This is a genomic window from Streptococcus sp. A23 (assembly GCF_043674155.1).
GTDB lineage: Bacteria > Bacillota > Bacilli > Lactobacillales > Streptococcaceae > Streptococcus > Streptococcus suis_V.
The window spans coordinates 43,912-65,137 of sequence record NZ_JBIMJP010000010.1; the positions used below are offsets into that span (position 1 = coordinate 43,912).

The following is a 21,226-nucleotide window of genomic DNA, read 5'->3' on the forward strand; positions in this document are numbered from 1 at the left end:
CAAACCTCTCTTATTGCATGGTCAAACCGCCATCAATGGCAATGACCTGACCTGTCAGATACTCTTGCTTGGCCAAGAACACAGCTACATCCGCTACTTCTTCCGTTAAACCGAAACGTTTCATAGGAATTTGTCCCAACATAGCTTCTTTAATCTTATCAGACAGGACATCTGTCATATCTGACTGGATAAAGCCTGGTGCGATGGCATTGACACGGACATTTCGACCAGCGACTTCACGAGCAATGGATTTTGTAAAGCCGATCACACCTGCCTTAGAAGCGGCATAGTTGGCCTGACCAGCATTCCCTGTCAAACCGACCACACTGGAAAGGTTGATAATAGCCCCTTCACGTGCCTTGGTCATCGGTTTCAAAACAGCCTGGGTCATGTTAAAGGTACCTGTTAGATTGATACTCAAAACGCTCTCGAAATCCTCTTCCGTCATTCGCAAGGCCATACCGTCTTTGGTAATCCCTGCATTATTGACCAAGATATCGACGCTACCGAGAGCCTCAACTGCCTCAGCCACCATCCGTTTGGCATCTGCCGAGCTAGAAATATCTCCTGAAATCGCCACAACTTTAACACCGTAGCTTGAAAAGCTATCCAGCAAGTCCTGCCCCAACTGACCACGACCATTCAGCACCACATTGGCACCAAGACTGGCAAACTTATGGGCAATGGCCAAGCCGATTCCACGACTTGAACCTGTCACAAACACATTTTTATTGGTAAGTTCCATGTTTTCTCCTTATTGGCTAGTCAACAAGCCTTCTAGACTTGCCACATCTTCTACTGTCACCACCTCGGCTGTCTTATCAATTTTCTTGATAAAGCCTGCCAAAACCTTACCTGGACCGATTTCGATAAACTTGGTCACACCAGCCGCCTGCATAGTTGCAATGGACTCATAAAAACGGACAGGTTCCATGACCTGACGGGTCAAGAGGGACTTGATATCCTCTAGTTTCATGACCTTGGCTTCGGTATTGCCAACTAACTCTACTTGGAAGTCTGCAAACTCCACCTCTTCCAGAGCTTGAGCCAATTGCTCCGAAGCTGGACGCAAGAGAGCCGTATGGAAAGGCCCCGATACATTGAGGGGAATCATGCGTTTGACACCCGCCGCTTTCAAGGCTTCCACTGCCTCATCCACAGCAGCCACCTCGCCTCCGATGACGATTTGGGCCGGTGTATTATAGTTGGCTGGGGAAACAATCCCAGAGGTAACTGACGAACAGACTTCTTCGATCAAGCTGACATCTGCATTGAGGACAGCGACCATCTTACCAGTCCCTGCTGGTGCGGCCGTTTCCATAAACTCCCCTCGTTTGGCAATCAAGGCAATGGCTTCTTCAAAGGCCAGAGCACCAGAAGCAACCAAAGCGGCATATTCTCCCAAGGACAAACCAGCCACCATGTCAGGTTTAATCCCTTTTTCTGCCAATAAACGATAAATGGCAAGGGAGGTTGTCAAAATCGCAGGTTGGGTATAGCGGGTCTGGTTGAGCTTATCTTCCTGATGGTCAATCAAGTCCCGCACATCATAGCCCAGAATCTGACTAGCCTGGTCGTAAGTTTCCTTGACAATGGGATAGGTATCATAGAGGTCACGGGCCATACCAAGTGTCTGAGCCCCCTGACCTGCAAATAGAAAGGCTGTTTTTGTCATCTTATTCTCCAACGGAAGCCCAGCGATTCGCCTCTTTACGAATCACCTTGGCAGCTCCAAAATATAAATCTTTCAAAATTTCTTCACAGGTTTCTTCCTTAGTCACCAAGCCAGCAATCTGACCTGCCATGACCGAACCATTGACCACATCACCATCTACAACGGCATTTCGAAGGGCACCTGCACCTAATTCTTCAATGGATTCTGCTGAAATTTTCCCAGCAAGGAAGTCTTTTTCCGCAGCCGCATAGGCTGTCGAAAGCTTGTTCTTAATCGCACGCACCGAGTGACCTACAACGGATGCCGATACTGTTGTGTCAATATCCTTAGCCTTGAGAACTTTTTCCTTGTATGCTTGGTGGGCATTTGACTCCTTGGCAATGACAAAACGTGTTCCCACCTGAATTGCTTCTGCCCCCAACATAAAGGCTGCGGCAGCACCTGCACCGTCTGCGATACCACCTGCTGCGATAACAGGAATGGATACGGCATCCACAACCTGACGAACCAAGGTCATGGTTGTCAATTTACCGATGTGACCACCTGCTTCCATCCCTTCAGCGATGACGGCATCCACTCCTAATTTTTCCATGCGTTTAGCCAAAGCGACACTTGGAACCACTGGAATAACCGTAATACCAGCTGCGTGCAAGCGTTCCATGTATTTTCCAGGGTTGCCCGCACCCGTTGTCACCACCTTGACACCTTCTTCGATAACTAGGTCAACAATGTCATCTGCAAACGGCGATAGGAGCATGATATTGACACCGAAAGGCTTGTCTGTGATGGACTTGACTTTATCAATATTTGCCTTGACAACTTCCTTGGGAGCATTACCCCCACCAATGATGCCTAAACCACCAGCATTTGAAACCGCACCAGCCAAGTCACCGTCAGCCACCCAGGCCATACCACCTTGGAAAATCGGATAATCAATGTTCAATAATTCTGTAATCTTTGTTTTCATAGTTCCCTCAATCTTTATTTGCTTAGCTAATCATTTGAACATCAAACCATTAGCTAAACAAGCGAGGGCAACGCCCTCACTTAATAATTAGTTTGGTGCTCCAATGTTTTGAATATCAAACTATTAACCTAAAGAAAAATGCTCACTAGCACTTTTCTCTTGAAATCTTATTTAGTTTTTTCTTCAACGTAAGCAACCAATTCGCCTACAGTTGTCAATCCTTCTTCTGTGTCGATTTGGATGTCGAATGCATCTTCGATTTCAGAGATTACTTGGAAAAGATCCAATGAATCTGCGTCCAAATCTTCAAAAGTTGTTGTAAGGGTTACTTCTTCAGCATCCTTACCCAATTCTTCAACGATGATTTCTTGTACTTTTTCAAATACTGCCATGATAGTGCTCCTTTTTATAAAAAAATATTTTAATCTTGCCAGAGGCAAGGAATTAACTAAAGTTTCAGTAGTAGCGTACCCCAAGTCAGCCCGCCACCAAAGCCTGCCAGAACGACTGTCTGGCCACTGTCCAACCGCAGACTACCTGCCTCCACACACTCCGAAAGGAGAATAGGAATGCTGGCCGCACTGGTATTGCCATAGTGCATCATATTGGCTGGAAATTTCTCAATACCAAGGCCCAGCTTGCGTGCCATCTTGTCTAAGATTCGACTGTTGGCCTGATGAAGCAAGAAATAGTCCACCTCATCACCAGTCAACCCCTGACTGTCTAGTAGCTCTGCAATGGTCTTGGTCACATCGCGAACAGCAAACTCGAAAATCGCTCTACCGTCCATCTGCAAATAGGGCTGGTTACCTCCCTCTTTCGAGAAGGGAGAATACAGACCCGTCTTGCCAGAGGTTAGACTAAGGCCACGACTGCCGTCCGTTCGATTGATTTCTGCTAGAAAATGTTGCTCCGAACTGGCCTCTAGCAAAACACCACCAGCTCCATCTCCAAACAAAACTGCCGTCCCGCGATCTGTCCAGTCAACTGTCTTGGACAAGACCTCCGCTCCAATCACAATCCCCTTTTGGTAGATACCAGAGGAGATTAGTTTGTCAGCGGTGGACAGGGCGAAAACGAAGCCCGAACATGCTGCGACTAGGTCATAGGCAAATGCCTTCTTCGCACCAATTGTCGCTTGAACGCGAGCTGCTGTTGAGGGCATGGTTGAGTCCGATGTAATAGTTGCGACGATGATAAAGTCAATTTCATCAGCAATTACACCTGACTTGTCTAGCAGGTCTTGGGCAACCCGACTGGCCAAGTCACTGGTGTCCTCATCAAGAGAAATTCGTCTTTGACCAATACCTGTCCGTGAGGAAATCCAATCATCACTGGTATCCATAATCTGAGCTAAATCATCATTGCTCACGATCTGCTTCGGAACATAGTGGGCAACCTGACTGATTTTAGTGAAGGTTCTCATTTCAGATCCTCCAAGAAATTATAGAGTTTGTAGAGCCCTTTTTTCATCACTTGATATTCTGCCTCGTCCATCCCGTCTGTAATCTGCTTGACCATTTCATTATGAAACCGTTGGTGCAAACGATAGACCAGCCGACCTTTCTTGGTCAGATAGAGATGAACAACTCGTCTATCCTTAGTAGATCGGACACGTTCGATATAGCCCTTGCGCTCCAAGTTGTTAAGACTGGTTGTCACCGTTCCAAGCGTGACCATCAAAGCCCGAGCGATATCACTCGGTGTCGCTCCCTTTTTGTCACCAATCTCATCGATGGTGTGCATTTCCTTAATGGATATGTCGTTGAAACGACTCTTGCGGAGGCTGTTTTCCTGAATGACCAGGACATTGTTAAAAATTGCCGTTAGATATTCATTGATTTTTGGATCTTCCAAAACTAGCCTCCTTTACTTTGATAGTCAAAGTATACTCCAGAATATTTTGATTGTCAAATGTTTTTTTGGAAAATACTGATTACCTTCCTGTGAAAACGGGTCTTCTCCGCTCTGCATGGGCACGTACACCTTCCTTGAAATCTTCCTTGAAGGCCAATTCCTCCTGCAACTGCAATTCTAACTTGCGATAGGTTTCCCAGTCCTTGAACTGGCTTTCCCAGACCAGCTGCTTGATGGCGGCGTAAGAGTTAACAGAGCCTCGTAACAGTTTTTTGATGACCTGAGCGACTGTTTTTTCCAGCTTTTCAGGTTCGGACAATTTGTAAACGATGCCATAGTCCAGGGCCTTATCAGCAGACAAGCCTTGGCCTGTCATGGCTAATTGGCTAGCCCGATTGGCACCAATTGCCCGACTGAGGAGAAAGAGCCCGCCGGCATCAGGTGCCAGACCCACTCCGACAAAGGCCTGGATAAATTTTGTTTTAGTAGAGGCAATCACGAAATCTGCTGCTACTGACATGTTGGCCGCCGCACCAGCGACAGCTCCATCGGTCACCATGATGACAATCTTTGGCAATTTCTTGATAGCGAATGAGATATCATTGACCAGCTCTGCTATTTTTACAAGAGAAGGAATATCATCCTCATCCACTGCCCGCTTCATCTCGACCAAGTCGCCACCGACCGAGAAAACAGAGCCCTGGGCCTGAATTTGCAGGATTTTCACAGTAGCATCTCGATCAACTGCGTCAATCGCTGCCAAAATTTCCTCACACATGGGAATGTTAAAGCCATTGGCCACATCTGGACGATTGAGGGTCAGAAGGGCTATTCCGTCTCGAACATCATAGGTAATTGTTTGATAGGTCATCGCCTGCTCCACTTCATTTGAAGATGAAATAGTTTGAAAAGCAAACCACATCTTTCTTGTTATCCATTCTAGCACAGAAAATCATTTTGTCACGTCCTTACCAGAAAAGAAGTGTGACATCGGAAAAAGGCTGGCTCTCGCCAACCCTCTTACATCTTGTCCAATTCTCTCAATCCTTGGCTCAAATTGTCCACCAAGCGATCTGCTTGACTCTGGTCAATGCCATAATGCTGGTCTCGGATGGCCCAGACCATCAAGCCTGCTGCTTTTGCTGCCGCGATGCCTTTTGCACTGTCTTCAAAGACCACAATCTCTGATTTGTCCACCCCAGTCGCCTGGGCTGCGAGATTGTAGACATCCGGAGCTGGCTTGGGCGCTCCGCATTCCATGGCTGAAAAGACCTGTTTAAAATAAGGTCTAATTCCAGCTTCTTCCAAGGCACGTTCGATTTCTTCCCTGTCCGTATTGGAGGCCAATACCAGAGGTACGCTCTTGTCTGTCAAAGCCTGCAAGACTTGTTTGACATCAGGAAAAAGCCGCTGACCATAGGGTGTCGGCCGGTTTTCCTTATATATACGGTACTCCTTTTCCAAGGCAGGCACATCCCACTTGTCAAAGTCATTCGCCAAAATCCGACGCCACATTTGACTGGCCCTGCCACCCACAAAAATACTTGGGTCCAGGTGATCGACCGACAGTCCCTTGGTCGCTAAAAAATCGATGCGTCTCTGGAAATAAAAGGTCTCTGTATCAAACAGGACTCCATCCATATCAAAAATAATTGCTTTTACCATGCTTTCTCCTCTTTCCACTAGTTTACCACAATTCCCAGAAAGTTTCATGAATGTAATTTTCAATAAATTCTGAAAATTTCCCAGAAAATACTGACAAAGCCCCCATCTTCTGCTATAATAGTAAAAAATATCTGAGGAGATTCTTATGAAAGTAACCAAATTTGGAGGTAGCTCGCTCGCGTCTGCCAGCCAATTAGAAAAAGTATTTAGCATCGTTCAATCGGACCCTGAGCGCCGTTTTGTTGTCGTATCAGCACCAGGTAAACGCAATGCCGAAGATACGAAAGTGACAGACGCTCTGATTAAATACTACAAGGAATATACAAGCGGCAAGGATGTGACAGCCAGCCAAGAATGGATTATCAATCGTTACCAGGCTATGGTTGACGAGCTTGGTTTTATAGCTAAAAGCATGGCGAAGATTGCTGACAGCATCAAGGCTCTGGCGACCCTGCCGATTGAAAATAATGAATTTCTTTACGACGCATTCCTAGCGGCCGGCGAGGACAACAATGCCAAGCTGATTGCAGAATATTTTACCCAAAAAGGACTGCCTGCCCGCTATGTCCACCCTAAGAAAGCTGGTATCATTGTCAGCTCAGAACCTGGAAATGCCCGTATCCTACCGTCTAGCTATGATAAGATTGAAGAATTGCGCGATGCGGATGAGGTCTTGATTATCCCTGGCTTTTTCGGTGTGACCATCGACAATCAAATCTGTACCTTCTCCCGTGGTGGTTCGGACATTACAGGCTCTATCGTAGCGGCCGGTGTCAAAGCCGACCTCTACGAGAACTTTACCGATGTTGACGGCATTTTTGCTGCCCATCCTGGTATCATCAAAAATCCACATTCTATCAAGGAATTAACTTACCGTGAGATGCGTGAATTGGCCTATGCAGGTTTCTCCGTCCTTCATGACGAAGCCCTCCTACCTGCCTACCGTGGACGTATTCCTTTGGTTATCAAAAACACGAATAACCCTAGCCACCCAGGCACCCAAATCGTCCTGGAGCATACTGACCAGACCCTGCCTGTTGTCGGAATTGCAGCAGATGATGATTTCACAAGTATCAACATTTCCAAGTACCTGATGAACCGTGAAGTTGGTTTTGGTCGCAAGGTCCTACAAATTTTAGAAGACTTGAATATTCGTTTCGAGCACATGCCGACTGGTATCGACGACCTGTCCATCGTACTCCGTGGCCGCGAATTGACCCCTATCAAGGAAGCTGAAATCCTTCGCCAGCTCAAAACGCAGCTGGAGGTTGATAAGGCTGAAATCGAGCGTGGCCTATCCACCATCATGATTGTTGGTGAGAACATGAAGAGCCATGTCGGTGTAACAGCCACAGCAACGACTGCCCTATCTAACCAGAATGTCAACCTGGCCATGATTTCACAAGGTGCCAGCGAAGTTTCTGTCATGTTTGTTGTCAAAACAGAACAAAAAGAGCAGGCCCTACAGGCACTTTACACAGCATTTTTTGAGGGTAAATAAGAATTTTTTCAGTTCCATACTGGACATACAAATGAAACAGATAGTGTATGAATCAAATTTATTTTAGTCACCGCAAGGATTCTACCTAATCCCTCTCACATCATCCCACAAAAATAAGCTCTCACCTAAACGGTTTGAGCTTATTTTTTATCTACGATATTGGGCCAAGAAGCGGGTCATTTTTTCTTGGATTTCTGCTAGTTCGTCTACACGTGGAAGGTAGACAATACGGAAGTGGTCTGGATCCTTCCAGTTAAATCCACGACCATGGACCAAGAGAACCTTTTCTTGCTTGAGGAAGTCCAACACAAACTGCTCGTCATCATCAATCCGGTACATTTCACGATCAATTTTCGGGAAGATATAGAGGCCTGCCTTAGGCTTGATAGCTGAAAGCCCTGGAATATCTTGGATAGCCTTGGTGATGAATTCTCTCTGCTCATAAAGTCGGCCACCAGGTATCAACAATTCATCGACTGATTGGTAGCCTCCAAGCGAAGTTTGGACAACTTGCTGAGCCAGGACATTGGAACAGAGCCGCATGTTGGACAACATATTGAGCCCCTCGATATAGCCTTTCACATGCTTTTTAGGACCTGATAGGACCATCCAGCCCACACGGAAGCCACAGATACGATGGGATTTGGACAGACCATTCATAGTCACGACAAAAACATCTGGGGCCAATGAAGCAATTGGGATATGGACTGCGCCGTCAAAAACCATGCGGTCATAGATTTCATCCGAGAAAATGATGAGCTCATGCTGGCGGGCAATCTCTACAATCTCCAACAATAATTCTTTGGGATAAAGGGCACCTGTTGGGTTATTGGGGTTAATCAGGACAATCGCCTTGGTGCGGCTTGTGATTTTTGAACGAATATCGTCCAAATCTGGATACCAATCTGCCCCCTCGTCACAGAGATAATGGATCGCATCGCCACCTGCCAGGCTAACTGCCGCTGTCCAAAGTGGATAGTCGGGCATTGGCACCAGGACCTGGTCTCCATTGTCTAGCAAACCCTGCATAGACATGGTAATCAGTTCACTAACTCCATTTCCTATGTAAATGTCATCAATGTCAACATTTGGAAACTTCTTGACCTGGCAATACTGCATGATGGCCTTACGGGCAGAAAAAATCCCCTTACTGTCGGAATAGCCTTCTGATTTACGGGCATTGTGAATCAAGTCGTGAATAACCTCATCTGGCGCCGTAAAACCAAATTCAGCTGGATTTCCTGTGTTCAAGCGGAGAATCTTCTCACCATTTGCCCGCATGCGCATAGCTTCCTCCAAGACTGGACCACGGATATCGTAAGCAACATGTTCGAGCTTTGTTGACTTTTCAAATTGTCTCATGACTATACCTCCTCAACTTTCTTGAGTCTATGAATACTACTATCATAATGGAATTTGGTCATTTTAGCAATCATTTTCATAGTAAATCTATCACTAAATGTTATAAATCGCAGGAAATGTAGGGAAATGATACTACTCGAATGACATGAACACTCTATCTGTCTCTGGACACTGCAATCTGACTATCATTTACGGTTGCTTATATTATTTTTCTCCATCTATCAATAAATACTTTACATTTTTTGTAAAATACCTTATAATATAAATGTATAATATTCCCTTACAAAAATCGTCTAAAAGGAGGTAAGAATCATGTCACAAACCTATCAATCTATTTTAGTTGCTGTTGATGGTTCAACAAATGCCGAAGTTGCTTTGCAAAAAGCCATTCAAGTTGCTAAACGCAATCAGGCAAAAATGACCATTGCCCATGTCATCGACACCAGAGCCCTACATAATGTCGTAGCTTTTGACGCATCCATCTACGAATCTCTTGAAAAAGAGGCCGAAACTCTTTTAGGAAATTATAAAAAGTGGGCTACCGATGCAGGCTTGACAGACATTGCCACTATCGTTGAGTTTGGCAATCCCAAGACCTTACTCTCCACAAACATTCCACAAGAGGCTGGTGCCGATTTGATGCTACTGGGAGCGACTGGTCTCAACACCTTCGAGCGACTGCTCATCGGCTCTTCTTCTGAATACATCATGCGCCACACAGACATTGACATCTTGATTGTGCGCAATCCAGAAAAAAGTCTATAAACATCTAGATAAATTGAAAGGCAGAGAATCGCATTAGAATTTTCTGCCTTTTTGTCTGTCTAGTTCGTCTTGAATTTTCCCTTCTGGTGCAAAACGCTCCTCCCAGCCCTCTGGCTTCAATATTTTGTGGGAAACAGGGTCGTAATGGGCCTTACCATCCGGAAAAAGCTTACCCATATTAGCCTGGTGGACAATATCGAAAATGGGTTTGGGGTCAACTCCTACCAAAACAAAGGAACCGTAAGTAAAATAGAGCAAGTCCATCAGGGCATCGACCTGACCAACCAATGAGAGACCTGGACTTCCTTTACTGGTAACTTTTGCCACTGCCTTGTCGAGTTGCTGGTGCAGGCCCTGGACCTTACGGTCAAAATCTGCCTGGTCCGATGAGGCTGCCTGTAAAAATTCGACCAGCTCCTCCAACTTGAAACTAGCCCTGTAAAAGGCCGTATTCCCATCAAATGCCTGGGGAATTTCCTGAAGTGTGCCATCCATAGCCTTGTGAAAGTCACGAACAGCATTAACATTGGCATCCTTACTAGTCAACATTCTTCTCCTCCACGAGACCAAAGTGCACCAAGGCCTTATAAATACCATCCTTATTATTAGTATCTGTCACATAGGTCGCCGTCCCTTTGGCCTGTTGGGTAGCATTTCCCATGGCAATGGCATACTGAACACCGGCTAACATTTCCAAATCATTGTTTGAATCCCCAAAAACCATCACTTCTTCCGTATTAAAGCCATAGATTTCTCCCAATTTTTGAATGCCTTGCAGTTTGGAATTGCCCTTGCTGATGACATCTGCCGCATAGGCACTGGACCTGGTAAAACCAAGAGTTGGGAATTGAAGGGCCAGGCGCTGGGTCACTGACTCAGTAGCCAACAATAAGACTTGATAAACCGGTTGATCCAGATAGGAACGAATCTTATCTGTATCCTTAGGACGGAACTTGCGAACCAGGCGGTTAATCAGGAAGTTGATGCCACCAGCCCAGGCGCTCGGTATCATGCGTGTTAATCTGTAGACCAGGTGACCAGTGCCTACGTTCATAATACCACTGCCTACAACTCCTGTCCCCAGCCCAAGTGAGTAGTCCCACTGATTGCTCTCCACCAAATCAAGAAAGATCTCCAATATTCCCCTATCCAAGGCTTGGGCAAAGTGGACTTGGTCTCTTGAAAAAATATATTGGCCATTGTAGGTGATGGCCAGATCCAGCGATAGGCCGGCCATGTATTTCAGGACAAAGTTGGGGTCTCTGCCTGTTGCCAAGCCCACGAGAATGCCATTTTTTTTGAGGGTATTGATAGCCTGGATGGTGGATTTGCTGACTATTCGATTATCGGTCAGAAGGGTTCCGTCAATATCAAAAAACACTGCCTTTACCGCCATCTAGCTCACCTACTTCCCTGGAATTATGTTACAATTAGTATATCACAGATTTGAAAGAAACTGAAAACTTATGAAAAAAATTCTGGCCCTCCACACTGGAGGAACCATTTCTATGCAGACCGACAATCAGGGGAGCGTCTCTTCTAGTTCCCACAATCCTATGGCCAGTCTTTCTACTCCCTTGGACACTATTCAGGTAGTGTCTGTTGATTTTTTGAATCTGCCAAGTCCCCATATTCGATTGGAACACATGATGGCGCTCTACCAAGAAATCAAGCGACAGGCGGATGAATTTGACGGCTTTGTCATCACTCATGGCACCGATACCTTGGAAGAGACAGCCTATTTCTTGGATACCATGGCCATTCCTCAAAAGCCGATTGTTATCACAGGGGCCATGCGCTCCTCCAATGATTTGGGTAGTGATGGTGTCTATAATTATCTGACAGCCCTGCGTGTCGCCTCAGATGAAAAGGCGGCAGATAAGGGGGTTCTGCTGGTCATGAACGATGAAATCCATGCCGCAAAATATGTGACCAAGACCCATACGACAAATGTTTCTACTTTCCAGACTCCGACCCACGGTCCTCTGGGGCTTGTAACCAAACGGGAAATCCTCTTTTTCAAAACTGCTGAGCCACGTGTTCGCTTTGATTTGTCAGAAATTGCAGGAACCATTCCTATCATCAAAGCTTTTGCAGATATGGAGACCATTCTCCTTGATTCTCTAAACCCTGGTAAACTTTCCGGCCTTGTGATTGAGGCCCTTGGAGCTGGAAATCTGCCTCCATCTATCTTGCCAGCAATCCACCGCTTGCTGGCAGCAGGAATTCCGATTGTGCTGGTTTCTCGTTGCTTTAACGGTATTGCCGAGCCTGTCTACGCCTACCAGGGAGGCGGTATCCAACTAGAGCAAGAAGGTATCCTCTTTGTCAAGGAGCTGAATGCTCAAAAAGCCAGAATCAAGCTCTTGATTGCCTTAAATGCAGGTCTGAAGGATCAGGAATTGACTGACTATATACAGGGATAACACTTGTCTTACGGACCAATAAAAATGGAGGTTCCTATGTACCAAACGCTTCTCTTCGACTTAGACGGAACATTGACCGATTCTGGTCCCGGCATTATCCATTCGGCTGCCTATGCCTTGGAAAAAATGGGCATTGCTGATGACAATTCCAGTCACTTGTCTCGCTTTATCGGACCACCTCTTTACGAATCATTTGCCCAGTTTTATGGACTGAATGCGACAGAAACCCAGCAGGCAGTCGATTATTTTCGGGAATATTTTACCAGCAAGGGAATGTTTGAAAACCATCCCTATCCTGGTATTCCGGAATTGTTGGGCAAATTGCAAGAGCAAGGGAAAACACTCCTCATAGCCACTTCAAAACCAGAAATCTTTGCCAAACAAATATTGGCTCATTTTGAATTGGACCGCTATTTTACAGTCATTGCAGGCGCAAGTTTGGATGACACGCGCACCAAGAAGGGGCAGATTATTACCTATGCGCTGGACCAACTGGAAAAAATCAATGGCAAAGCTGTCATGATTGGTGACCGTAAACATGATGTCATCGGTGCCAAGCAACACCAGCTCGACAGTATCGGTGTCCTGTATGGCTATGGTGACCGAGAGGAATTGACAACTGCTGGTGCCAGCCACATTGTCCAAACGGTGGAAGAACTGGAAGATTTGTTGGGGTAGATACTTTTTTCGGATTTTTTCACAAACTAAAAAGCTCGTGATGAGCTTTTTTAGTAGTCACTAATTTCTCGGCGGTCGCTGGTCTTACTGACTTTTCCTTGACGGGCCTGTAGAATAACTTCGATTTCTTCTAAGCTCACGCCTGTTTCCACCAGCAGAACAGCCAAATGATAGAGCAAATCAGCTGTTTCATTGGCAATTTCTTCCTTATCGGCGTTTTTGGCGGCAATCACGACTTCTGTTGCTTCTTCCCCAACTTTCTTGAGAATTTTATCCAAGCCTTTGCCGTACAAGTAGTTAGTATAGGACCCTTCTTTTGGATTACGCTTACGGTTCAGGGCTTCATGGTACAAGGTTTCTAGCATATCTGCTCCTTTCTTAGAGTATGTTTTCAAAAAAGCAACTATAGGCACCCGTATGGCAGGCAGCCCCTACTTGCTCGACGGAAATGAGCAGGGTGTCGCGGTCACAATCTGTTTTGATGGATTTAACCGTCTGAAAATGCCCACTGGTTGCACCCTTGTGCCACAATTCCTGACGCGACCGGCTCCAGTAATGCATCTGCTTGGTTTCCAAGGTCTTTTGATAGGATTCTTCATTCATATAAGCCAGCATCAAGACCAGACCTGTCTCATGGTCAGTGACAATCACAGGCACCAATCCATCTTGCTTGGCAAAATCAATACTAATCATTTAATCGCACCTCAATTCCATTCTGGCGCATAGCTGATTTGGTTTCAGCAATGCTGACTTGGCCATAATGAAAGATGGATGCTGCCAAGGCACCCGTTGCCGGTGTTTGTTTAAATACCTCAAGGATATGGTTCGTATTACCAGCGCCACCCGATGCAATGATGGGAACCGTCACCACGCTCGCCACAGCATTGAGCATGTCCACATCAAAGCCTGACTTAGTCCCGTCTTTGTCCATGCTGGTCAAAAGGATTTCGCCAGCTCCAAGCTCGACGACCTTCTTGGCCCAATCTAGTAAATCTAGACCGGTATCCTTGCGACCGCCAGCCACATAGACATGCCAAGTCCCATCTTCCTCCTTGCGCGCATCAATAGCAACCACAACGCATTGGCTGCCGAATTTTTCAGCACATTCTTTGATCAAGGATGGATTGGCCACCGCCGATGAATTGACCGATACCTTGTCAGCCCCTGCCTTGAGCATCTTGTTCATATCATCGACGGAACGAATGCCACCGCCAACGGTAAAAGGAATAAAGACTTGGTCTGCCACGCGCCGCACCATGTCCACAGTCGTTTCGCGTTCTTCATGCGTCGCCGTAATATCAAGAAAAACCAATTCATCACAGCCTGCCTCGTAGTAGGCTTTTGCTGTGTCCACAGGGTCTCCCACATCCGTCAAGTTGACAAAATTGACCCCCTTGACTACCCGACCGTTCTTGACGTCCAAACAGGGAATAATGCGTTTTGCTAACATGTTCAACCTCCAAATTGCTGCAATTCGTCCAAGCTGACCTTGCCGCTGTAATAAGCCTTGCCGACAATGGTACCGGCCACCCCGATTTGCGCCAGCTCCACTAAGTCGCTCATGGCATGGATACCGCCAGAAGCAATGACATCTGCCTCTGTCAAGGTCTCCTTCAGGTTTCTGTAATGGTCAAAATTAGGACCTGTCAAGGTACCGTCGCGGTCCACATCGGTGTAAACAAAGAGGCGCACACCAATTTTTTCCATCTCCTTGGCCAAGCTCAGATAGTCTACTTGACTGGTTTCTAGCCAGCCTTCTGTTGCGACAAAGCCATTTTTGGCATCGATGCCCACGACAATGGCCTGACTTCCAAAACGCTCCAAGGCTTGCTTGACAAAATCTGGATTTTTAACAGCCATAGACCCAATAATGACACGGTCAATACCGGCATCCAGATAATCCGCAATCTGGTCCAAGGTGCGAACGCCACCTCCAACTTGAATGCGGAGACCGGTCTCGCTTTTCAAACTGGCAATTAAATCCCTATTGGTCGCTCGTCCCTCTAAAGCACCGTCCAAATCCACCACATGAATAAAGCCAATCCCCGCAGCCGCAAATGTTTTGGCTTGGTCTAATACATCTGGGTTAACAACGGTCTCCTGATTAAAGTCTCCTTTAAAGAGACGCACTGCCTTCCCATTTCGAATATCAATCGCTGGATAAATCTGCATATCTTCCCTCACTATTTCTGACATAATGCCGCAAACTTTGTCAAAATGCCAAGCCCAACCTGACCTGATTTTTCAGGGTGAAACTGCGCCCCAAAGACATTTCCTTTTGAAATCATTGCTGGAATTTCCCTGCTATAATCCGCTGTTGCGTCGATATATTCAGGCGCTACATCGGTAAAATAACTGTGAACAAAGTAAACCGACTGGTCATCAAGCCCATCTGTCAGTGGATTTTTCTGCTTGACTTCCAACTGATTCCAGCCCATGTGGGGCACAGGATAGCCCTCTTTAGCTGGAATAGGACGACAAACACCGGGAATGAGGCCCAAACCCTTGGTCGGCTGGTGTTCCAAACCTTGGTCTAAGAGCAACTGCATGCCTAAACAAATGCCCAAAAAAGGCTTGCCAGCCGCCACAGCTGTCTGAATAGCTGGTAGCAGTTGGCGTTTTTCTAATTCAGCCATAGCCGACGGAAAGGCACCGACTCCCGGTAAAATCAAACCTGTAGCCGACAAAATTTTCTCAGGATCCGCCGTAAATTCCGCAGCTACACCGATTTTTTCCAAGGCCCGCAGGACATTAGCTGTGTTTCCTGCATCATAATCAATCACTCGTATCATATTACAAGAGTCCTTTTGTTGAATTGACACCCTTAATATCAGGGTTGATGGTAATGGCTTCGCGAAGAGCTCGACCTGTTGCCTTGAAGAGACTTTCAGCCTTATGGTGACTATTTTGCCCGTGCAAAATCTTCAAATGCAGATTCATCTGCAGGTTGAAAGCCAAGGCTTGGAAGAATTCTTCGACCAATTCCGTATCAAAATCACCTAATTTTGGATTGTCAAAAGTCGCATCGAAGACCAAATAAGAGCGTCCAGACAAGTCTAGACTAGACATTCCCAGCGTCTCATCCATAGGCACAAAAGAAGTCCCGTAACGATTGATACCGACCTTGTCGCCCAGAGCTTCCCTGATGGCTTGTCCAAGAACAATCCCGACATCCTCAACCGTATGATGGCTGTCCACCCACGTATCGCCGTCTACATGGACAACTAGAGATATGCGGCTGTGGCGGGCAAAAAGGGTCAACATGTGGTCAAAAAAGCCCACACCCGTCACAATCTCAACCGGTTCCTGCACATCCAAATTAACCGTCAACTTAATTTTTGTTTCAAAGGTATTGCGTTCAATGCTTGCTGTTCTCATGATGTTCTTCTTTCTTTACTAATTAGAAGCTGTATTCGCAGATCGGTACCTGACGTGTGAATACTGTCTCTTATTTCTTCACCCTATCCAAAATCTCAATCACCTGATACAAATTTTTCTCATTGATTTGATAAGGAGCCTGTTCCTGCACAATGGGTTTGGCGCAGAAGGCGATGCCGATACCAGCTGACTGAATCATGGGCAGATCGTTGGCACCATCGCCCACTGCAATCGTATCTTGCATGTCGAGACCATTTTCCGCCGCCCAAGTTCTGAGCATGGTTTCCTTAACATCCTTGGTCACAATGTCGCCGGTCACGCGTCCTGTCAAAACTCCGTTGACAATTTCTAGCGTATTGGCCTTAACATAGTCCAAATTGAGCCGTTCCGCCAACACATTGACCGTCTGATGAAAACCACCCGACACAACGGCTACCTTATAGCCACGCTTGTGGAGTTCTGCCACCAATTCTTCTGCTCCCGGTGTGAAATGAATGCGCCCTAAAATGCGGTCCAAAACCGTTTCGGGCAAGCCAGCCAGCAAACCAACGCGTTCACGCAAGGCCTCTTCAAAATCCAATTCCCCCCGCATGGCGCGATTGGTAATGTCCGCAACTCGCTGACCGAGACCAGCTTCTTCGCCCAGCAGGTCAATGCCTTCTTCCATGATCAAGGTGCTGTCCACATCCATGACCAATAATCCCTTAACTTCCTTCATTTCTCACCTCAATGGCCCGTGCATGAGCAGCCAACCCTTCTGAATAGGCTAAATTTGTAATAGCCTGACTAGCCTCTTGCACGGCTTTCTTACTATATTGTGTGTATTGTATTCGTTTGATAAAATCATGGACACCCAGTGCCGAATAAAAACGGCTGGTGCCTGAAGTTGGCAGAACATGATTGGTCCCTGCATAATAATCCCCAATCGGCTCACTGGTATAATGACCCAAGAAAATCGACCCAGCATGCTTGACCAAGGGAAGATAATCATAGGCATCTTCCATAGCAATTTCCAAATGTTCAGGCGCCACCAAATTCATCAAGTCAAACATGGCTTCTACCGTGTTTGTCACGATAATGCGTCCGTTCTGCTCAATGGACGTCCGCGCAATTTCCTCACGAGGCAAGGTCTGCAGCTGCCGATCGATTTCTAGCTCGACTTGTTCAGCCAAGACTTCCGAATTGGTCACCAAAATCGCACGCGCCAAGCGATCGTGCTCCGCCTGTGACAACAAATCCGCCGCTACAAAAACAGGATTTGCCGTCTCGTCTGCGATAACGCCAATTTCAGATGGACCGGCAACCATATCAATTCCAACCAAGCCGTAGACCAATTTTTTAGCCGTTGCGACATAAATATTGCCCGGACCGGTAATTTTATCCACCTTGGGAATGGACTGCGTTCCATAAGCTAGCGCGGCAATCCCGTAGGCTCCGCCAACCTGATAAATCTTATCCACTCCAGCCAATCTTGCCGCCACCAAAATCGCTGGATTGTAGGTCTCTTGTGGCGGGGTAATCATGATGATTTCCTCTACACCAGCAATTTTTGCTGGGATGACATTCATCAAGACCGAAGAAGGATAGGCGGCTGTTCCTCCCGGAACATAGACGCCCACTCGCTCTAGGGGACGAATGAGTTGCCCACGAAGGACGCCTTCAGACGGTTGGTCCTCAAAACCCACTTCCACCTGTTGTTGGTGGTAGGAAGCGATATTGGCTTTGGCACCTTCTAAGGCTGAGAGAGTGTCTGGTTCAATCTGCTCAAAAGCTGCATCTATTTGCGCTTGACTGACTTCTAAGTCATCGAGCTCGATCCCGTCAAACTGGAGATTGTAGGCTTTCAGAGCTGCATCTCCTTCACGAGCGACCCGTGCCATGATTTTCTTGACGGTCTCTTCTACGGAGACCGTTTCTGCATTCAGCGCCACTTGTTCTTGATAGAGCAAGGCCGCAATGTCATGACTTGTTCCACTTAAGCGTTTCATCTAAAAGGTACCTCCTCATTTCCGACAATGTCTTCTAATTTCTTGATAAATGATAGCACTTGAGGCTTATTCTTGATGCTGGCTTTATTGACAATCAAACGCGAGGAAATCCGACAAATATCTTCAAAGACCACTAAACCATTGGCCACCAAGGTATTGCCCGTCTCCACAATATCGACGATGGCATCGGCCAGTCCCAGAACAGGAGCAATTTCCACACTACCTTGAATAGAAATAATCTCGACATCCTCGCCCTTTTGCTTAAAATGTTCCAGGGCAACTGTTGGATACTTGGTCGCAATCCGCTTCCGCTTGTGATCACTGGGATTGTAAGTTGGAACAGAGGCAACCGAGAATTTACACAAGCCAAAGTTCAAATCCAGCATTTCCAAAAATCCTGCAGGATGCTCAATCAAGACATCCTTGCCGACAACGCCCATATCTGCCACTCCGTGGCGAACATAGGTCGTTACATCCGGAGCCTTGACCAGTAAAAAGCGAAACTGCCCATCAGGGCTTTCAAAAATCAAATTCCGCCCCTTATCGGCCATGAAAGACATATCAAAACCCGCCTTTTCCAGAAGAGCCAAGGTTTCCTTCTCAATCCGCCCCTTGGTCAAGGCAATGGTAATCTGATCACCCATTTACTTCCCTCCTTGATAGTCTAAATCCTGTCGAATGGCTTGGTAAATGGCATCAATTTCCAAGGCCCAACCGATAGCCGTCAGCTCCTCGGCTCCAAACCGCTCAAAGAGCTTGTCATACCGCCCACCTGATAAAAAGGCGTCCGGCAATTGCTGGTCAAAAACCTTAAACATCATGCCTGTATAGTAAGGGACCGTCGGAAGTTGCGCCAAATCCACTGTGACAGGTCCCAAATCAGTTTCTGCCATGGCGATAAATGCTTCTAATTGGTCAAAAGCCTGCAATAATTGCGCGTTCTGCGACACCTGCCGGGCTGCTGCCAAGACCGCCTCTGCCTCTCCAAATAAGTAAGGCAAACGACTGATGAAACCATCAAATTCACTCGGATGCTGCTTGGTAAATTCGTGGAGCTTGGTAATATTTTTATCCCGAATATGGAGAGACAAATCATCCGCCACCTCAGAAGTTAGTTCCAATTGCTGAAAAATCGTCTTGAGGATGGCTGCATGCGAAAACTCAAATTTGTAGTCTTTCAACCCCGAACGTTCCAAAGCTTGTTTAGCACTAGAAATGGCTTCAGCGTAGGCCTCTTGTACAGGATAGCCAATGATTTCAATTCCGGCTTGAGTGCGTTCATTTTCCAAGCCCCGCATGGCTTCTTGACTGCGAAAGACCTTGCCCGAATAAGAAAATTTAATAGGCGTCTGCACCCGAGTTGAAGCAATGACACGGGCTACTTGGCTAGTAATATCCGGCCGCAAGCTAAGAAGATGGCCTCTCTTGTCAAAAAGGTGATAATTATTGGTATCGACAGTATCTGAAAAGACTTCAAAATGCTCCAAGGTCGGCGTTTCTATCCGATGAAAACCGCGTTCTATCAAAAGGTCACTGACCGTCCGCTCAATTTCATAAGTAGCGCGGGCGCGTTTGAAAAGCTTGTCGTGCAGTCCTTGTGGCAATGTTCGATTGTTCATAGGTACCCTTCCTTTATCCTTGCTAAGACCCGCTCCATCTCCTCTTGTGTGCCGATGGAGATGCGTAGTCTATCTTTTATGCGTTCTTGGTTTGGAAAATACCGGACATAAATCTGCTCTTCTTCCAAGTGCTTGAACAGTTCTCCCGCACTAACACGAGATGGTCGCACTAGGAGGAAATTGGTTGCTGACGGCAAAACATTAAAGCCAAGTCTGGTCAATTCTTCCGCAAACCAATCGCGCGTTGCCATAATCTTCCGGCAGGTTTCTTCGTAATAGGCCCAATCCTTGACCGCAGCCAAAGCCAAAGCTTCAGAGATGACATCCACATTGTAAGGATTGATGGCATTGCGCACCGCTTGAATAACACCTATCAGCTCCTTGGAACCTATGCCGTATCCGACACGCAAACCTGCTAGTGATGCATCCTTGGAGAAGGTCCGCGTAATGAAGAGATTGGGGTATTTGTCCAAAAGCGGAACAGCTGTCTGCCCGCCGAAATTGACATATGCCTCATCAACGATGACAACGACCTGCGGATTAGCCTTCAGAACCTCCTCAATATCGCCCAGAGACTGGAAGCATCCCGTCGGAGCGTTGGGATTGGTCAAAATCACTCCCCCACATTCTCTCTGATAATCTGCCACTCGCCAGCTAAAATCCTCCGCCAGCGGTATCTCTTTAAAAGGCACCTGATACAAATCAGCCCAGACCTTGTAAAAGCCGTAGGTCAAATCTGGAAACAAAATCGGTTGCTCCGTTTGAAAGAAGGACAGAAAAGCCATAGACAAGACGTCATCCGAACCATTGCCAATGACAAATTGGTCTGCCTCCAAACCATGTTGCTCCGCCAAGGCCTGACGAAGTTCCGCCTGATCCAGACTCGAATAGCGACGTAGGTTTGTCGCATCAAAATCAGCCAAAGCCGCAACTACCGCTGGACTTGGTCCATAGGCATTCTCGTTGGTATTGAGTTTAATCATATTGGCCACCTGTGGTTGCGCTCCAGCCACATAAGGCATAATCTTTCTAAGCCCTTTTATTTCCATGTCATTACCTCTCAAACGATAAAAAAACACGCGCAAGATCCTTGTTTCAGGACGCTTACACGTGGTTCCACCTTCATTCAGACATACGTCGCCGTATATCCCTCAGGAAGTCAAAGATTTCAGTCCGTAACGTAGACAGACGTCAATCACTACTAGGTTCAACACCGTTGGCAATTGCACTCAAGAATGTGTGCCCAAACCGATGTATCCTTTCAGCAACTAGATACTCTCTGAAAAATGGTCTGAGATTGTTTCTCTCATCGCTTTTTATTTTGTACTATTTTACCAAATTTTTG

Annotated in this window: 24 protein-coding genes and 1 pseudogene; 4 read left to right on the plus strand and 21 right to left on the minus strand. The window is 46.5% G+C overall.

The window, feature by feature from the left end; translation table 11 throughout:
* Positions 1–10 precede the first annotated feature (10 nt).
* The 8 genes from fabG to ACHBIE_RS06885 all read right to left on the minus strand — a co-directional run bounded on the left by fabG (position 11) and on the right by ACHBIE_RS06885 (position 6,164).
* Positions 11–745, minus strand: a complete 735-nt coding sequence (fabG, locus tag ACHBIE_RS06850; protein ID WP_277939635.1) for a 3-oxoacyl-[acyl-carrier-protein] reductase — start codon at positions 743–745, stop codon at positions 11–13.
* A gap of 9 nt (positions 746–754) precedes the next feature.
* Positions 755–1,675 carry an ACP S-malonyltransferase gene (gene fabD, locus ACHBIE_RS06855; RefSeq protein WP_394733026.1) on the minus strand — a complete coding sequence of 307 codons (921 nt, stop codon included), beginning with the start codon at positions 1,673–1,675 and terminating at the stop codon, positions 755–757.
* 1 nt (position 1,676) lies between these two features.
* Positions 1,677–2,642, minus strand: a complete 966-nt coding sequence (gene fabK / locus ACHBIE_RS06860; protein WP_394733027.1) for an enoyl-[acyl-carrier-protein] reductase FabK — start codon at positions 2,640–2,642, stop codon at positions 1,677–1,679.
* A 167-nt stretch (positions 2,643–2,809) separates the two neighbouring features.
* Positions 2,810–3,034 carry an acyl carrier protein gene (locus tag ACHBIE_RS06865; protein ID WP_105118537.1) on the minus strand — a complete coding sequence of 75 codons (225 nt, stop codon included), beginning with the start codon at positions 3,032–3,034 and terminating at the stop codon, positions 2,810–2,812.
* Between the two features lie 56 nt (positions 3,035–3,090).
* A complete protein-coding gene (locus ACHBIE_RS06870) occupies positions 3,091–4,068 on the minus strand; it encodes a beta-ketoacyl-ACP synthase 3 (RefSeq protein WP_172068193.1) in 978 nt (325 codons plus the stop codon).
* On the minus strand, positions 4,065–4,499 hold the full coding sequence (locus ACHBIE_RS06875; protein ID WP_158455729.1) for a MarR family winged helix-turn-helix transcriptional regulator: 435 nt from the start codon (positions 4,497–4,499) through the stop codon (positions 4,065–4,067). The genes ACHBIE_RS06870 and ACHBIE_RS06875 overlap by 4 nt, the downstream gene beginning before the upstream one ends.
* Positions 4,500–4,578: 79 nt before the next feature.
* Complete coding sequence (locus ACHBIE_RS06880) at positions 4,579–5,370, minus strand: enoyl-CoA hydratase (protein WP_394733042.1); 792 nt, start codon at positions 5,368–5,370, stop codon at positions 4,579–4,581.
* 149 nt (positions 5,371–5,519) lie between these two features.
* Positions 5,520–6,164, minus strand: a complete 645-nt coding sequence (locus ACHBIE_RS06885) for an HAD family phosphatase (RefSeq protein WP_105122932.1) — start codon at positions 6,162–6,164, stop codon at positions 5,520–5,522.
* Between the two features lie 145 nt (positions 6,165–6,309).
* On the opposite strand from ACHBIE_RS06885, the gene ACHBIE_RS06890 reads away from it, so the two are divergent.
* On the plus strand, positions 6,310–7,665 hold the full coding sequence (locus ACHBIE_RS06890) for an aspartate kinase (RefSeq protein ID WP_172009884.1): 1,356 nt from the start codon (positions 6,310–6,312) through the stop codon (positions 7,663–7,665).
* A gap of 147 nt (positions 7,666–7,812) precedes the next feature.
* On the opposite strand, the gene ACHBIE_RS06895 is transcribed toward ACHBIE_RS06890, so the two are convergent.
* The gene (locus tag ACHBIE_RS06895) at positions 7,813–9,027 is read right to left on the minus strand and encodes a pyridoxal phosphate-dependent aminotransferase (RefSeq protein ID WP_394733028.1); all 1,215 of its coding nucleotides are present in this window, start codon (positions 9,025–9,027) and stop codon (positions 7,813–7,815) included.
* 312 nt (positions 9,028–9,339) lie between these two features.
* Between ACHBIE_RS06895 and ACHBIE_RS06900 the strand changes: the two genes are divergently transcribed.
* Positions 9,340–9,792 carry a universal stress protein gene (locus ACHBIE_RS06900; protein ID WP_257104870.1) on the plus strand — a complete coding sequence of 151 codons (453 nt, stop codon included), beginning with the start codon at positions 9,340–9,342 and terminating at the stop codon, positions 9,790–9,792.
* Between the two features lie 33 nt (positions 9,793–9,825).
* Here ACHBIE_RS06900 and ACHBIE_RS06905 read toward each other — a convergent pair.
* Positions 9,826–11,188 (minus strand): annotated as a pseudogene (locus tag ACHBIE_RS06905) (Cof-type HAD-IIB family hydrolase).
* Between the two features lie 70 nt (positions 11,189–11,258).
* On the opposite strand from ACHBIE_RS06905, the gene ACHBIE_RS06910 reads away from it, so the two are divergent.
* Positions 11,259–12,218, plus strand: a complete 960-nt coding sequence (locus ACHBIE_RS06910) for an asparaginase (RefSeq protein ID WP_394733029.1) — start codon at positions 11,259–11,261, stop codon at positions 12,216–12,218.
* Positions 12,219–12,254: 36 nt separating this feature from the next.
* Complete coding sequence (locus ACHBIE_RS06915) at positions 12,255–12,896, plus strand: HAD family hydrolase (RefSeq protein ID WP_394733030.1); 642 nt, start codon at positions 12,255–12,257, stop codon at positions 12,894–12,896.
* 50 nt (positions 12,897–12,946) lie between these two features.
* Here the strand turns inward: ACHBIE_RS06915 and hisE are convergent, their stop codons facing one another.
* From hisE to hisC, 11 genes are all read right to left on the minus strand, one after another.
* Complete coding sequence (hisE, locus tag ACHBIE_RS06920; RefSeq protein ID WP_105160824.1) at positions 12,947–13,261, minus strand: phosphoribosyl-ATP diphosphatase; 315 nt, start codon at positions 13,259–13,261, stop codon at positions 12,947–12,949.
* A gap of 13 nt (positions 13,262–13,274) precedes the next feature.
* Entirely contained in the window at positions 13,275–13,589 is a 315-nt protein-coding gene (hisI, locus tag ACHBIE_RS06925) for a phosphoribosyl-AMP cyclohydrolase (RefSeq protein ID WP_105111558.1), read from the minus strand.
* Positions 13,582–14,346 (minus strand): imidazole glycerol phosphate synthase subunit HisF, encoded by a 765-nt coding sequence (gene hisF / locus ACHBIE_RS06930; protein ID WP_394733031.1) that lies wholly within the window; start codon positions 14,344–14,346, stop codon positions 13,582–13,584. The genes hisI and hisF overlap by 8 nt, the downstream gene beginning before the upstream one ends.
* A 2-nt stretch (positions 14,347–14,348) precedes the next feature.
* On the minus strand, positions 14,349–15,068 hold the full coding sequence (gene hisA, locus ACHBIE_RS06935) for a 1-(5-phosphoribosyl)-5-[(5-phosphoribosylamino)methylideneamino]imidazole-4-carboxamide isomerase (RefSeq protein ID WP_394733032.1): 720 nt from the start codon (positions 15,066–15,068) through the stop codon (positions 14,349–14,351).
* Positions 15,069–15,079: 11 nt separating this feature from the next.
* Positions 15,080–15,688: an imidazole glycerol phosphate synthase subunit HisH gene (gene hisH, locus ACHBIE_RS06940; protein WP_394733033.1), complete on the minus strand. Its 609-nt coding sequence runs from the start codon at positions 15,686–15,688 to the stop codon at positions 15,080–15,082.
* A gap of 1 nt (position 15,689) precedes the next feature.
* Positions 15,690–16,274, minus strand: a complete 585-nt coding sequence (gene hisB, locus ACHBIE_RS06945) for an imidazoleglycerol-phosphate dehydratase HisB (RefSeq protein ID WP_172022420.1) — start codon at positions 16,272–16,274, stop codon at positions 15,690–15,692.
* 70 nt (positions 16,275–16,344) lie between these two features.
* Positions 16,345–16,992, minus strand: coding sequence for a phosphoserine phosphatase SerB (serB, locus tag ACHBIE_RS06950; RefSeq protein WP_105122920.1), 648 nt, complete (start codon positions 16,990–16,992; stop codon positions 16,345–16,347).
* On the minus strand, positions 16,979–18,262 hold the full coding sequence (hisD, locus tag ACHBIE_RS06955; RefSeq protein WP_394733034.1) for a histidinol dehydrogenase: 1,284 nt from the start codon (positions 18,260–18,262) through the stop codon (positions 16,979–16,981). Before hisD ends, serB begins: the two co-directional genes overlap by 14 nt.
* Positions 18,259–18,906, minus strand: coding sequence for an ATP phosphoribosyltransferase (gene hisG, locus ACHBIE_RS06960; RefSeq protein WP_105122918.1), 648 nt, complete (start codon positions 18,904–18,906; stop codon positions 18,259–18,261). The genes hisD and hisG overlap by 4 nt, the downstream gene beginning before the upstream one ends.
* Positions 18,907–19,881 carry an ATP phosphoribosyltransferase regulatory subunit gene (locus ACHBIE_RS06965; protein WP_394733035.1) on the minus strand — a complete coding sequence of 325 codons (975 nt, stop codon included), beginning with the start codon at positions 19,879–19,881 and terminating at the stop codon, positions 18,907–18,909.
* A complete protein-coding gene (gene hisC, locus ACHBIE_RS06970) occupies positions 19,878–20,930 on the minus strand; it encodes a histidinol-phosphate transaminase (RefSeq protein ID WP_394733036.1) in 1,053 nt (350 codons plus the stop codon). The genes ACHBIE_RS06965 and hisC overlap by 4 nt, the downstream gene beginning before the upstream one ends.
* Positions 20,931–21,226: the final 296 nt, after the last annotated feature.

What these genes read in the sequence shown, in the direction of transcription:
- hisD (WP_394733034.1), bottom strand. Translation starts at nt 18,262, where the DNA reads ATGAAACGCTTAAGTGGAACAAGTCATGACATTGCGGCCTTGCTCTAT.
- ACHBIE_RS06910 (WP_394733029.1), top strand. Translation starts at nt 11,259, where the DNA reads ATGAAAAAAATTCTGGCCCTCCACACTGGAGGAACCATTTCTATGCAG.
- ACHBIE_RS06880 (WP_394733042.1), bottom strand. Translation starts at nt 5,370, where the DNA reads ATGACCTATCAAACAATTACCTATGATGTTCGAGACGGAATAGCCCTT.
- fabG (WP_277939635.1), bottom strand. Translation starts at nt 745, where the DNA reads ATGGAACTTACCAATAAAAATGTGTTTGTGACAGGTTCAAGTCGTGGA.
- hisF (WP_394733031.1), bottom strand. Translation starts at nt 14,346, where the DNA reads ATGTTAGCAAAACGCATTATTCCCTGTTTGGACGTCAAGAACGGTCGG.
- fabK (WP_394733027.1), bottom strand. Translation starts at nt 2,642, where the DNA reads ATGAAAACAAAGATTACAGAATTATTGAACATTGATTATCCGATTTTC.
- ACHBIE_RS06895 (WP_394733028.1), bottom strand. Translation starts at nt 9,027, where the DNA reads ATGAGACAATTTGAAAAGTCAACAAAGCTCGAACATGTTGCTTACGAT.
- hisB (WP_172022420.1), bottom strand. Translation starts at nt 16,274, where the DNA reads ATGAGAACAGCAAGCATTGAACGCAATACCTTTGAAACAAAAATTAAG.
- ACHBIE_RS06900 (WP_257104870.1), top strand. Translation starts at nt 9,340, where the DNA reads ATGTCACAAACCTATCAATCTATTTTAGTTGCTGTTGATGGTTCAACA.
- ACHBIE_RS06870 (WP_172068193.1), bottom strand. Translation starts at nt 4,068, where the DNA reads ATGAGAACCTTCACTAAAATCAGTCAGGTTGCCCACTATGTTCCGAAG.
- hisC (WP_394733036.1), bottom strand. Translation starts at nt 20,930, where the DNA reads ATGGAAATAAAAGGGCTTAGAAAGATTATGCCTTATGTGGCTGGAGCG.
- ACHBIE_RS06885 (WP_105122932.1), bottom strand. Translation starts at nt 6,164, where the DNA reads ATGGTAAAAGCAATTATTTTTGATATGGATGGAGTCCTGTTTGATACA.
- ACHBIE_RS06865 (WP_105118537.1), bottom strand. Translation starts at nt 3,034, where the DNA reads ATGGCAGTATTTGAAAAAGTACAAGAAATCATCGTTGAAGAATTGGGT.
- hisH (WP_394733033.1), bottom strand. Translation starts at nt 15,688, where the DNA reads ATGATACGAGTGATTGATTATGATGCAGGAAACACAGCTAATGTCCTG.
- ACHBIE_RS06915 (WP_394733030.1), top strand. Translation starts at nt 12,255, where the DNA reads ATGTACCAAACGCTTCTCTTCGACTTAGACGGAACATTGACCGATTCT.
- hisI (WP_105111558.1), bottom strand. Translation starts at nt 13,589, where the DNA reads ATGATTAGTATTGATTTTGCCAAGCAAGATGGATTGGTGCCTGTGATT.
- hisA (WP_394733032.1), bottom strand. Translation starts at nt 15,068, where the DNA reads ATGCAGATTTATCCAGCGATTGATATTCGAAATGGGAAGGCAGTGCGT.
- ACHBIE_RS06965 (WP_394733035.1), bottom strand. Translation starts at nt 19,881, where the DNA reads ATGAACAATCGAACATTGCCACAAGGACTGCACGACAAGCTTTTCAAA.
- serB (WP_105122920.1), bottom strand. Translation starts at nt 16,992, where the DNA reads ATGAAGGAAGTTAAGGGATTATTGGTCATGGATGTGGACAGCACCTTG.
- fabD (WP_394733026.1), bottom strand. Translation starts at nt 1,675, where the DNA reads ATGACAAAAACAGCCTTTCTATTTGCAGGTCAGGGGGCTCAGACACTT.
- hisG (WP_105122918.1), bottom strand. Translation starts at nt 18,906, where the DNA reads ATGGGTGATCAGATTACCATTGCCTTGACCAAGGGGCGGATTGAGAAG.
- hisE (WP_105160824.1), bottom strand. Translation starts at nt 13,261, where the DNA reads ATGCTAGAAACCTTGTACCATGAAGCCCTGAACCGTAAGCGTAATCCA.
- ACHBIE_RS06890 (WP_172009884.1), top strand. Translation starts at nt 6,310, where the DNA reads ATGAAAGTAACCAAATTTGGAGGTAGCTCGCTCGCGTCTGCCAGCCAA.